The organism is Bacillus sp. RC251 (genome assembly GCF_044908765.1).
GTDB classification, from domain to species: Bacteria; Bacillota; Bacilli; order Bacillales; family Bacillaceae_G; genus Bacillus_A; species Bacillus_A wiedmannii.
This window is the reverse complement of the sequence record NZ_JBIYDP010000003.1, coordinates 161,507-173,583: the sequence shown is the minus strand read 5'-3', so window position 1 is coordinate 173,583 and position 12,077 is coordinate 161,507. Positions and strand designations below refer to the sequence as shown.

At 36.6% G+C, this 12,077-nt stretch carries 11 protein-coding genes; 3 read left to right on the top strand and 8 right to left on the bottom strand.

Annotation, left to right across the window (positions count from 1 at the left end; all coding sequences use genetic code 11):
• Positions 1–13: 13 nt before the first annotated feature.
• From ABH961_RS14885 to fdhF, 7 genes are all read right to left on the bottom strand, one after another.
• Entirely contained in the window at positions 14–1,030 is a 1,017-nt protein-coding gene (locus ABH961_RS14885; RefSeq protein ID WP_404519573.1) for a molybdopterin-synthase adenylyltransferase MoeB, read from the bottom strand.
• 24 nt (positions 1,031–1,054) lie between these two features.
• A complete protein-coding gene (locus tag ABH961_RS14880; protein ID WP_033656377.1) occupies positions 1,055–1,834 on the bottom strand; it encodes a formate channel in 780 nt (259 codons plus the stop codon).
• A 200-nt stretch (positions 1,835–2,034) separates the two neighbouring features.
• A complete protein-coding gene (gene moaA, locus ABH961_RS14875) occupies positions 2,035–3,051 on the bottom strand; it encodes a GTP 3',8-cyclase MoaA (RefSeq protein ID WP_098077955.1) in 1,017 nt (338 codons plus the stop codon).
• A 20-nt stretch (positions 3,052–3,071) separates the two neighbouring features.
• On the bottom strand, positions 3,072–3,869 hold the full coding sequence (fdhD, locus tag ABH961_RS14870; RefSeq protein ID WP_098068969.1) for a formate dehydrogenase accessory sulfurtransferase FdhD: 798 nt from the start codon (positions 3,867–3,869) through the stop codon (positions 3,072–3,074).
• 16 nt (positions 3,870–3,885) lie between these two features.
• A complete protein-coding gene (locus tag ABH961_RS14865; protein WP_000039582.1) occupies positions 3,886–4,230 on the bottom strand; it encodes a Na-translocating system protein MpsC family protein in 345 nt (114 codons plus the stop codon).
• A gap of 116 nt (positions 4,231–4,346) precedes the next feature.
• A complete protein-coding gene (locus ABH961_RS14860; protein WP_000729894.1) occupies positions 4,347–4,829 on the bottom strand; it encodes a helical membrane plugin domain-containing protein in 483 nt (160 codons plus the stop codon).
• Between the two features lie 12 nt (positions 4,830–4,841).
• Positions 4,842–7,781: a formate dehydrogenase subunit alpha gene (fdhF, locus tag ABH961_RS14855; RefSeq protein WP_098077952.1), complete on the bottom strand. Its 2,940-nt coding sequence runs from the start codon at positions 7,779–7,781 to the stop codon at positions 4,842–4,844.
• A gap of 297 nt (positions 7,782–8,078) precedes the next feature.
• Here fdhF and ABH961_RS14850 point away from each other — a divergent pair, with 297 nt between their 5' ends.
• The 3 genes from ABH961_RS14850 to ABH961_RS14840 are packed head-to-tail and all read left to right on the top strand — an operon-like array spanning position 8,079 to position 11,848.
• Complete coding sequence (locus ABH961_RS14850; RefSeq protein ID WP_048544000.1) at positions 8,079–9,617, top strand: spore germination protein; 1,539 nt, start codon at positions 8,079–8,081, stop codon at positions 9,615–9,617.
• Positions 9,614–10,711 carry an endospore germination permease gene (locus tag ABH961_RS14845; protein WP_048544002.1) on the top strand — a complete coding sequence of 366 codons (1,098 nt, stop codon included), beginning with the start codon at positions 9,614–9,616 and terminating at the stop codon, positions 10,709–10,711. Before ABH961_RS14850 ends, ABH961_RS14845 begins: the two co-directional genes overlap by 4 nt.
• Complete coding sequence (locus tag ABH961_RS14840; RefSeq protein WP_098077949.1) at positions 10,712–11,848, top strand: Ger(x)C family spore germination protein; 1,137 nt, start codon at positions 10,712–10,714, stop codon at positions 11,846–11,848. It abuts the gene before it with no gap.
• 79 nt (positions 11,849–11,927) lie between these two features.
• On the opposite strand, the gene ABH961_RS14835 is transcribed toward ABH961_RS14840, so the two are convergent.
• Positions 11,928–12,062: a hypothetical protein gene (locus ABH961_RS14835; RefSeq protein ID WP_001116178.1), complete on the bottom strand. Its 135-nt coding sequence runs from the start codon at positions 12,060–12,062 to the stop codon at positions 11,928–11,930.
• Between the last annotated feature and the right edge of the window lie 15 nt (positions 12,063–12,077).

Below are 12,077 nucleotides of genomic sequence, written 5' to 3'. Positions count from 1 at the left end.
ACAACCCTTTCTATTAACCGAATACGCGATAATATAATTGTTTCGCTTTCGAAATATCATTTGTACCATGAATGAAAACACGACCATCCCGAAAAATAACGATGCGGTAATCATCTAGTTGGCAAGATAGTAAATACAGATTCCGCTCTACTTTCCCTAGTTTGTTTAATACTTTTTCTATATCGTCAAAATCGTACTTTCTATTTTCTACTGGCCTAATTTGCACTGTATTTCTTCCGCATAAAGCAGCTACCTTCGTTTGGTTTTCGTATGATAAATAAGGATAAGTTCGATTCGAACCGCACGAAGGGCAATCGTCTGTTTTGCTTTTCCCTAGTTTTATAAAATGGTTTTGATTACTCCATATATCAAACATGAAAAATGTTTTTCTAATTGCTGAGAAATCTCCTACTAAAATTTTGAATGCTTCCGCCACTTGATATGCTGCGACAACTTGAACAGTCGGGCTAATAATTCCAGCTGTATCACATGTCACACCTGTAACAGGAACGTTCTTCAGCACACAATGTAAACATGGTGTCTCTTGCGGAATAACCGTATAACTCATACCGTACGATCCAACGCAAGAACCATATACCCAAGGAATATTATGTTTTTGTGATAAATCATTTATTACAAATCGAATATCAAAATTATCTGTTGCATCAATTATTACATCTACATTTTTTAATAGGTCTTCCATATTTTCTGCAACTGCATCCATTACGAAAGCATGTATTTGTACTTCCGAATTAATTTGTTCTAGCCGATTTTTAGCAGCGATTGCTTTCGGTATTTTCTCTCTCACATCTTGTTCAGAGTACAATTGTTGCCTTTGTAAATTACTCCATTCAACGTAGTCACGATCAATAATCGTCAACTTGCCAATACCTGCACGTACGAAACTTTCGGCACTTGCACTTCCTAATGCGCCTGCTCCTACAATTAACACATGTTTATTCCGAATTTTTTCTTGCCCTCTACTCCCAATTGGTTTGAACAACTGTTGTCGTGAATACCGCTCAGCCATTACATATCCTTCCTCTCACGAACTCTATTTCATATTAGAATGTTGTTTTTGATAACAAGCAAAATAAGCAAATCCAACAAATCCAGCTCCCCCAATTACATTTCCGATAAAAACAGGAACAAAATTTCTAGCAAGATCCATCCACGTCAGATGACCTGCAAAAATAACTGCTGAAATAACAAACATATTTGCTACCACTTGCTGAAATCCAATCACTACAAATGCCATAATTGGAATCCAAATTCCGATTATTTTTCCGACAAAATCACTCGTCCCATAAGCGAGCCAAAGCGCCAAACAAACGAGCCAATTACACCCAATTGCTAAAATTAAAGTTCTCCCAAATGATTCATGTAACTTTCCTTCTGCTATCGCTACCGTTTTATTTAAATAATCTCCCTCTGTTAATCCGCCAAGATGACCGAAACAATACGCTACGAAAATAGCTCCTACAAAATTCATGAAAGTAATCCAAACCCAGTTATTTAGCACACTAACCAATGTAATTTTCTTTGCATATAGCGCCATAGATAGTGACATCATATTTCCGGTAATTAATTCTCCTCCTGCTAATACGACGAGCATTAATCCAACAGGGAAAACCGCTCCTCCTAAAACATTGACTAAACTACCCCAGCGCTCAGGTAAATTACCTAAAACACGAATGTTAAGCAAAAAACCTAACGAAATAAACGCTCCTCCTAAAAAACCGAGAATAAGCATTGCTGGCAACGTCTGACTTACTTTTTGAACACCGGCCTCAATTACAAGCTCAGCAATTTGTTCCGGTTTATGAAATGCCATTACCAATTCCTCCATTTTCTCCAAATAAAAAAGCAGCTTCAAAAAACCTCCTCAAAATAAAGGTTTTTGAATGCTGCTTAATTTCTCTGCACATCTTTTACAGAGATATCAATCATCACTTTTACTATAGAATAGAAAATCTACAAACGTTGCATACTTTCCATTTTGTATATACTTCCTCAAAGCGTCACTCTTATATATCAACCACCAATATGTGACATTTCAATTTTAGGCGATCTTTTTTTACTTGTATGACTTAAGCGTTCATCTGAATAACGATCTTCTCGGTTGTTCCATATATCACGTACGATATCTGTTATTTCCTCGTCAGTGTATCCAGATCGAAGTAGTTCCCTCAAGTCATTTCCTTTAGAAGCGAACAAACAAGTATATAATTTTCCCTCTGCAGAAATACGTGCTCTCGTACATGAGGAACAGAAGGAATCTGTTACTGATGAAATAATACCTATCTCTTCTTCATTTCCAATATAACGATAGCGAGTCGCAACTTCACCTGCATAATTTGCTTCTATCCGTTCTAATGGCATAACTTGATGAATGGCATCTACTATCTCTTGTTTCGAGACGACCTCTCTTAATTCCCAACCGTTATAATTCCCAACGTCCATATACTCAATAAAACGAAGAATATGCTTATTTTCCTTAAAGTATTGCGCCATCTGCAAAATATCTTGTTCATTTTTCCCTTTTTGAACGACCATGTTAATTTTAATTTTCATACCAACTTCAGCTGCAGCCTGTATGCCTTCCAGGACCCTTTGCACTTTGCTTCTATTGCCATTCAAATAGAAAAACCGATCTTCTTCTAAGGAATCTAAACTAACTGTCACACGTGATAAACCCGCCTTATATAAATCAGGAGCAAACTTTTTCAGTAGTGATCCATTGGTTGTTAAACCTATATCCTCCACACCCCCTATTTTATTAAGGCGCTCAATAAGCTGCGGAAGTCCTCTTCGAAGTAACGGTTCTCCGCCCGTAATTCGTAACTTTCTTACACCTAAAGAAACAAAAATACGTGTTATCCTTTCAATCTCATCAAAAGATAAAATTTTATCATTAGACAAAAACGAATAATCAGGACCAAATATTTCTTCCGGCATACAATAACGACAGCGGAAATTACAGCGATCAGTAACAGAAATACGTAAATCCTTTAAAGGACGTTGTAGTTTGTCTAATGTGACAGATTTCATATTTATTGCCTCGCTTTTACTTATTTTATATTTAAAACACGCTCCGGATGCGTATATACATTTAAGGATTGATTTCGAATAAACCCTATTGTTGTAATACCTAATTCTTCAGCCAGCTGCAAAGCCAACTCAGTTGGAGCTGATTTTGAAAGTATAATTTCACAACCAATCTTTGCAACTTTCAATAATATTTCCGAAGAAATACGACCACTAAAAACAATGATTTTATCACTTATAGAAATATTATTTTTTAAGCAATAACCGTAAATTTTATCTAACGCATTATGTCTGCCGATATCCATTCGGCTTAAAATAATAGCATTCACATCACACAAAGATGCATTATGAACGCCGCCTGTATGACGAAATGTCTCTGCAGATTGCTGCATTTCTTTCATTAATCGAAAACAGTCTTCTGCAGCAACCTGTACATGTATGCCATTCATTTTTTTCGCGCTTAATGCATCATTTGCAAAAACAAACCCTTGTCTACTCATACCACAGCATGAAGTAATATAACGTTTATTTTGCATTTGTTCGTAATACGGATTCACTTTTTTCGTTGTGACATGTACAAATCCTTCTTTCTCTTGTACCCATATGTCATCAATATCTTCATACTTCCGGATGATTCCTTCAGATGCTAAAAAGCCTATTACCATATCTTCTATATATTCTGGAGTACTAACCATTGTAACAAACTCCTGTCCGTTCATTTTAATCGTGACAGGAAACTCTGTTACAATACTGTCCTCTATATGCTTAAACGCCCCTTGTTCATAACGAAAGATTTCTCTTTCTACCTGTATCGGTTTCACGATCAGTATCCTTCTCTCACGTTATATTTTTATCAAAAACAAATACCGAAACTGCAATATCCTCTTCTACTTTCATATCTGAAAATAAATTCACTAACTTCGCTCCAACAAGTTCCTCCAAATGTTCACGGGAATTCGCAGCATACACTTCTTGAATCATTTTCGTTCTAGCCATATGAACCATTTCCGCACCGTCCATCGTACTTGAAATGAATTTTTCAGTAGGTGTTAAGTTTCCGTAAAGGGTCGCAATCGCCATATTTTCAGCAAAAACAGTATGAATTCGTTCCGGTCCTTTTCCGAAAAGTTCCTTTCGAAGTTTTCGTATCATATCATTAAATTCATGTACTTTTTTTGACATACAATTATACCTCCAAAAAATCCTCATTTTACTTTATTATATATTTTACCAAAATGATCCTTCCGCCCAAAATATTTCGTACAAACATTTGGGCGAAAAGATTCACTTCATGAAGATTATTCGTCTTTTAACCCTTTACCCATACCTTTTAAGAAATGAAGCCCAAACCCGATAGCACGGTTAATGTCTGGGTCTTTCAATACTTTCATAAGATCGAATACCCCTACTTTTTTATTACTCTCTAGATGTTCATTACCTTCTTCTAGTCCTACTAATAAACTACCTATAAGCTTTTTCGTAAGTTCCGGATCAAGTTCTGTTAAAGCACCTGCAGCACCCATCATATTATTAATTAAATTTGTAACAGGTTCACGAGTTACTTGACCAAGAACTATCTTTGCGATTGGTTCTTTCGCCTTTAACATAGAATTTGCAGCTTCTAGCATTCCGATGTCATTTAATTCACCAACAATATTAAACATTTGATTTAAAGCCTCTTCATTATTAGCTAGGAGCTCTTTTAAATCATCTAATTTTTGCTGTTTTATTTCTTCCTCAGTTAATTCTTGTTTTTGAATCATTTTTATAGGTGCAGCCATATTTTTCTCCTCCTACTTATCCGTTAAATGCACATACCCTGGACGTGCCCACTTACGATGTACCTCAATGCCAGCTTGAGGGTGACGTTTTTTATTACGTGGGTTCGCTTTTGGCATCGGATTTGCGCCATCAACTTCTAGCACTTCCATACGCACTTTCGTCTGTTTATAAGCAGGTGTGTTCGTACGTACGTCCACAGCAGGACCTGTTAAGAAATTAATTGCTGTTTCATTATCTGTAGAGTTCATCGGTAAATATAACTCATTCGCTTTTACACGATCTGTTACAAGTGCACGTAATTTTAACGCTCCAAAAGGAGAGATAAGACGAACTAACGAACCTGTTTTCACTCCACGTTCTTTTGCAAGTGCTGGAGAAATTTCAACGAAAACGCCAGGTACTTTCGTTTGAATACCTGTTGATTTATTTGTCATATTTCCTTCATGGAAATGTTCAAGCATACGACCGTTATTAATGTGAAGATCGAACTCTGCTGGGAATTCAGCTGGACGTACCCAATCAGCAATCGCAAAACGAGCTCTTTTATCTGGGAAGTTAAATCCATCTTGGAACAGAAGTGGTGTATTCGTTCCATCAAAACTTCCCCAATGGAAACTATTCCACCCCTCAAGTACTTCATAGTTTGCTTGTGAGAATAGTGGTGATAAACTTGCCATCTCAGCAAAAATTTCACTTGGATGGCTATAATTCCAGTTTGCACCTAATTTATTCGCAATCTCCTGCACAATCCACCAATCTGGCTTCGCATCTCCAAGCGTAGGAAGAACTTGATACAATCTTTGTACACGACGCTCTGTATTTGTGAAAGTACCTTCTTTCTCAAGAGAGGGTGCTGCCGGTAATACAACATCTGCATATTGAGCAGTTTTAGATAAGAAAACGTCTTGTACAACGAAGAAATCAAGGCTTGATAACACTTCATGTACGTGGTTCGCATTAGAGTCTACAAGAGCCATATCCTCTCCGACAAGATACATAGCTTTCATTTTCCCTTCATCAATTGCGTGAAGCATTTCAATATTATTAAGACCTGGTTCACTATTAATTTTCACTCCGTAAGCCATTTCAAATTTCGCACGTTCCATATCGTTCGTAACGTGCTGATATCCAGGAAGCCATCCTGGTAAAGTACCCATATCACAAGCACCTTGTACGTTATTATGACCTCGAAGTGGATATGCCCCAGCACCTGGACGACGATAATTACCTGTTGCAAGCAGTAAGTTTGAAATCGCCGCGGAAGTATCCGATCCACCTGTATTTTGCGTTACTCCCATACCCCAAAGGATACATGTACCATCTGCATCACGAATCATTTCAGCCATTTGAATAAGTGCTTCTTTTGAAATACCAGTCATTTCTTCTGCATATTCAAGTGTATATTCTGTAAGACTCTCTTTAAAATCTTCAAAGAAGTTTACATTCTCATCAATAAATCGTTGATCATGCCAGCCTTGGTCAATCATATATTTCGTAACAGCCATTAACCATACTTGATCTGTTCCTTGTTTTGGACTAATAAAGACGTCTGAACGCTCTGCCATTTCTGTTTTACGAAGATCAGCCACAATTAATTTTTGTCCGTGTAATTTATGCGCACGTTTAATACGCGTAGCTAAAACAGGATGACCTTCTGTCGGGTTACAACCTACAATAATAACAAGACCAGATTTTGCGATATCTTTAATCGTTCCAGCATCTCCGCCCATACCAATTGTACGGAATAATCCGTCTGTCGCTGGCGATTGACAATAACGTGAGCAGTTATCAATATTATTCGTTTCAAATACTTGTCGAGCTAATTTCTGAATTACATAATTGTCTTCATTCGTAATTTTAGATGAAGAAATAAAGCCGACAGCATCTTTACCGTACTCTTCTTTAATCGATCCTAATTTACTTGCAACTACATTTAATGCTTCTTCCCATGTAGATTCAACAAACGTTCCATTTTTACGAATTAAAGGTTTTGTAATTCTTTCTTTAGAATTTACGAAATCCCAACCGAATTTCCCTTTTACACAAGTAGAAATTGCGTTAACTGGCGCATCAGAAGAAGGTTGTACTTTAAGGATTTTACGCCCTTTCGTCCACACTTCAAATGAACAACCTACACCACAAAATGTACAAACTGTTTTCGTTTTCTTCGTACGAGTATCACGCATGGCCGCTTCCACTTCTGATACCGCAAAAATGCCGCTATATCCAGGCTCAACTTCTTTAATTAAATCTACCATCGGTTCAAGAATATCTGGTTTTAATCCCGTCATAAATCCAGCTTCACCGAGCATCGTTTTCTCCATTAAAGCGTTACAAGGACAAATGGTTACACATTGACCACAGCTCACGCATGAAGAATCATTAATATTTACTCCTTCATCCCAAATAACTCGTGGACGTTCCGCTTCCCAGTCTATTGATAACGTTTCATTTACTTGTAAGTTTTGACACACCTCAACACATTGACCGCATGCAATACATTGATTAGGATCGTAGCGATAAAATGGATGCGTCATATCAACTTCACTTGCATCTACTTTTGGTTCATAAGGATATTTTTGATGTTCAATCTCCATTAATTCTGCTGTATTATGCAGTTTACAGTTCCCATTATTGTTGTCACATACTGTACAGTATAATAAATGATTTTCTAGTAACCGATCCATTGCCTCTGTTTGTGCTTCTTTGGCATGAGCAGAATTACGTTCAATGTTCATACCTTCTGTCACTACTGCCGAACAAGAGCGCACTAACTTTCCGTCAACCTCTACAATACAAGTGTCACATGTTTGAATAGGATCTACTTCTGGCACGTAACAAATTTGCGGATGTTCAATCCCGTTCTCATTAATAACACCCAATATCGTTGAACCAGGCTCCGCTGTATACTTTTTTCCGTCAATTGTAATATGAACCATGTTGTTATTCATGGTCTTTCCCCCTTTTTGAGAATAAAAAAAACTCCACCACGAAAATATACGCACCACATTTCGGCACGTTATTATCATGGTGGAGTAGTTTATTAGCACATCTTGCTAAAATACCAATCCATTTATTCATAAATAAAACGATAGATTCATAACAGGTCATATCACGATTCCATCTTTAACACTATAATTATAGCGTTAAAGATGGAAATATACAATATAAAATTTAAACTACGCATATGTCAGCACGGAACTATCCATAATAACCCATATAAAACATAACAAGGAGTAAGCAAACAAATGGGGTCTTTTAATAAATGGATACGTGGTGAAAAATCTTTCTCTGCACAAGAACAAGCTGATCACCTTTTAAATAAATCTATCTCTTCCTCTCTTTCCCTTAATCTAAAGCACTTGTCCAAACTTTTTAGCGGTATTCCAGAATTAATTACACGTACTTTTCCGTTAAAAAACGGAAAAGAAGCTGCAATTATATATATGGAAGGACTTGTAGACAAAACCGTTATTAACATTGATATTCTTCGCCCTCTCCTATTTAAAGAGTGGAATGAAGTTGATTGTTGGGAATCCTCAGTTACAGTCGGGAATATAAAGAAAGTTCAGCAGTGGTCCGACATTGAACATTCCCTTTTACATGGGAAAAGCATTTTATTTATAAATGGACAACTTACAGCATTAGAACTAGATACGCAATCGGCGCCAAAAAGAAGTATTGAAGAACCTACAACAGAAACTGCTATAAAAAGCTCCCACGAAGGATTTAATGAAGTAGCGAGCGACAGTCTTGCACTTATTCGTCGATATATTCCAAATCGCGAATTGAAAGTGAAGGAATTCACTGTTGGTGAACGAGCTACTTCAAAGGTTTTTTTGCTGTACTTAGCAGATGTTGCAAACGAAGACGTTGTACAAGAAATGGCATGCCGTATCGAATCAATCAAAGTGGATGCCATTATTACTACCGGAGAATTAGAAGGGTTTGTTGAAGATAATTCCTATACTCTCTTTCCGCAATTATCAATAACCGAACGCCCTGATACAACGGCCCATCACATTTTGGATGGACGAATTGCTGTTGTTGTAGACCGCTCACCCGGCGTATTAATTGGACCTATGACCTTTTCATCTTTTTTTCAGACGATAGATGATTACAGCTTCCGGCCAATGATTCCATCTTTCATACGACTACTTCGTTTTACCGGACTATTTATTGCAATATTTGCTCCAGCTCTTTATATTGCTATGATTTCCTTTCATTATGAAGTGATTCCACTTAAATTATTGTTAACAATTGGAGAATCTCGAGCTAAAATTCCTTTCCCCCCCATATTAGAAGCACTTTTGATGGAACTAGTACTTGAAATGCTCCGCGAAGCTGCGGTTCGGCTTCCTGGTCCCGTTGGACAAACGATTGGAGTCGTAGGAGGGATTGTCATTGGACAAGCTGCTGTCCAAGCAGGAATAGTAAGTAATGTTATGGTTATCGTCGTATCTATTACTGCAGTCGCTTCTTTTATCATCCCTAACATGGAAATGTCAGCAGGAATTCGACTTCTTCGCTTTCCAATGATGATAACCGCTTCTTTGTTTGGGGTCATTGGAATTATGGTCGGGATGGCAGTTATCATCATCCATATTCTTTCTATGGAATCACTTGGTGTTCCTTATGGTAGTCCTTTTTCTCCGTCATTTGCTTCAGATTTAAAAGACATTCTTGTACGTTTACCATGGAAACTAATGAAGAAACGACCACTATCCCTCAACTTAAAACAAGAGAATCGACAACGCGATATAGAAGAAACGGAGGAAGATAAGTGACAAAGCGTGCAAAGAGGGAGATTAGTTTATTTCAATACATTTTAACGATTAGTGGTGTTCAAGTAGGGTTCGGTGTACTTACACTGCCACGTGAAGTTGCGCAAGGGGCGAATACAGATGGCTGGATGTCTATTATAATAGGATGCGCTATCACTACTTTAGTCAGTCTATGTATTGTAAAAATTATGGAAAAACATCCCGGATATACTTTACTTGATGTGCTAACTCGTTATCTTGGGAAGTGGCTAGGAAGAGTAGGAATGATTTTTTGGATTTTATATGCTGTTCTTGCAGCTGTATCCTTAATTTTTTCCCTCTTATACGTTATTCACATTTGGATTTTACCTAGATCTCCAATGTTTTTAATCATGATGTTATTATCTATCCCAATGGTTATGCTCGCATGTAAAGGTGTTCTTATTATTAGCCGCTATGCTGTTTTTACTGTCTTATTTACACTCTGGATGCCATTGCTCTTATTTATCCCACTTAAAGACGGGCATTGGGTTTATCTGCTTCCTCTCCTTAAAGAGGGATGGCTACCAGTTTTCAACACCGTAAAATCAACTATTATTGCCTTTCTCGGATTTGAGTTTGCATTTGTCCTTTATCCTTATCTCAGTAATAAATCATCTGCAAAAAAAGGAATCGTTATTGCAAATATGATTACTTTATTCGTTTACCTGCAAGTTACGTTCGTTTCTTTCGTTTATTTTAGCCCAGATGGTATAACTAAGTTTTTATGGCCCACTCTTTCTCTTGTTACACCATTTCACTTTTCATTTCTGGAACGGTTTGAAATTATCTTTTTGTCATTTTATCTCTTCATTATTTTTGATTCTTGCATTCCTTATATTTTTACTGCCTCAGATGGAATCAATCAGTTACTTAACAAAAAAGGGAGTTCATTACCTATTTGGTTTTTATTATTCGGGTGTGTTTTCGTTTTATGTTTTTATATCCCATCCTCGTATCAAATAAGTGCATTGCGGGAATTTTGGGGAACTGCAAGTTATTTTATCGTTTTTCTATTCCCAGTCGTATTTCTCTTATACATGACACTTTATCAGCATTGGAAAAGGAGAAAAATTTAAATGAGACGCTTTATTTTCACTATATTTTGCTTTCTCATAACCTTTTTAACAGGATGTGGAGGAGATCGGCTCGACTTAGAAAAACAATCCATTTCATTAATTTACGGGTTTGATACAAAAGCAAAAGGAAAATTAATTGTATACCACGTAAACCCTATTTTTAATGAAGATGTGGAGAAAAAATACGAAACTCATGAAGCGACAGTACATACCCCTCGAGAAGCAAAAGCAACATTTAATAGTTCAAGTAGCGGTTTAGTATCTACAGAAAAGTTACAACTCATTTTATTTAGTACGAAATTTTTAAAACAAGAAGGAGCTATGCCTTACCTTGATGTTTGGTATCGCGACCCTAAAAATACTGGAAATATGCGCATGGTTGCAGTAGACGGTCCAATCTCTTCAATTATATATAATAATTTTAAAGATAAGCCTGCACTTCCTGAATATTTAACAGATTTAATTAATACGAACAAACTATACAATCGAACCGCGTTTACGACATTCCATGAATTCCATAGGCAAACTTTTAATAAAGGTATAACACCTGCTATCTCAGAAATAAAAAAAGGTAAAAAAGATATTCTCGTTACCGGCTCTGCATTATTAACTTCTCGCGGAATCTATAAAATGTCTTTAAATCGATATGAAAGTGCCCTTCTTCTTCTATTACAAAAGAAAGCGAATATACCCGTTTCACTTACACTGAAAATCCCTTCTCATTCAGTTGAAAGTAATAGTCATCTAAAAGATACAGACGGCGACGACTTCGTAACAATAAATGTTCTTAGCATGAATCGTGACATTCACACAGGCTATAACGATAACCACTTCAAATTTAATATTGCAATGAATTTTAAAGTTTCCGTATCTGAACTTACATTCAACATGGATATAGACAAAGGTAGAAAGAAAATAACTTCACTTATTACAAAACAACTAAACAAAGATTTAAACAATTTAATCCACAAAATTCAAAAACAGCAACTTGATCCATTCGGGTTTGGTGATTATGCGAGAGCATTTCAATATAAAGAATGGAAAACGGTTGAAGACGATTGGCCGAGTGCCTTTTCAAAGTCTAATGTGAAAGTAGCACCTACTATTAAAATTTTAGAGAACGGGATTATTAAATAAAAAAAACACGCTACTTGCTCTTATACGTGTAAAGAGTAAGTAGCGTGTTATCATTTTTATTTTGAAGCTTCCTATGCAGTTACGCTTCTGTTTCTGGTTCTTCGTTTTCCGCCTGTTCCAATCTTTGCTGCTCCGCAAGTTCGGCTGAAATCATTCCATAATAAATTTCTGGATACAATCCAAATATTTGATATACACTTCCTAAAAACGGCATCGGAATCCCTCTTTT

What these genes read in the sequence shown, in the direction of transcription:
- ABH961_RS14885 (WP_404519573.1), bottom strand. Translation starts at nt 1,030, where the DNA reads ATGGCTGAGCGGTATTCACGACAACAGTTGTTCAAACCAATTGGGAGT.
- ABH961_RS14880 (WP_033656377.1), bottom strand. Translation starts at nt 1,834, where the DNA reads ATGGCATTTCATAAACCGGAACAAATTGCTGAGCTTGTAATTGAGGCC.
- moaA (WP_098077955.1), bottom strand. Translation starts at nt 3,051, where the DNA reads ATGAAATCTGTCACATTAGACAAACTACAACGTCCTTTAAAGGATTTA.
- ABH961_RS14865 (WP_000039582.1), bottom strand. Translation starts at nt 4,230, where the DNA reads ATGTCAAAAAAAGTACATGAATTTAATGATATGATACGAAAACTTCGA.
- ABH961_RS14860 (WP_000729894.1), bottom strand. Translation starts at nt 4,829, where the DNA reads ATGGCTGCACCTATAAAAATGATTCAAAAACAAGAATTAACTGAGGAA.
- fdhF (WP_098077952.1), bottom strand. Translation starts at nt 7,781, where the DNA reads ATGAATAACAACATGGTTCATATTACAATTGACGGAAAAAAGTATACA.
- ABH961_RS14850 (WP_048544000.1), top strand. Translation starts at nt 8,079, where the DNA reads ATGGGGTCTTTTAATAAATGGATACGTGGTGAAAAATCTTTCTCTGCA.
- ABH961_RS14840 (WP_098077949.1), top strand. Translation starts at nt 10,712, where the DNA reads ATGAGACGCTTTATTTTCACTATATTTTGCTTTCTCATAACCTTTTTA.
- ABH961_RS14835 (WP_001116178.1), bottom strand. Translation starts at nt 12,062, where the DNA reads ATGCCGTTTTTAGGAAGTGTATATCAAATATTTGGATTGTATCCAGAA.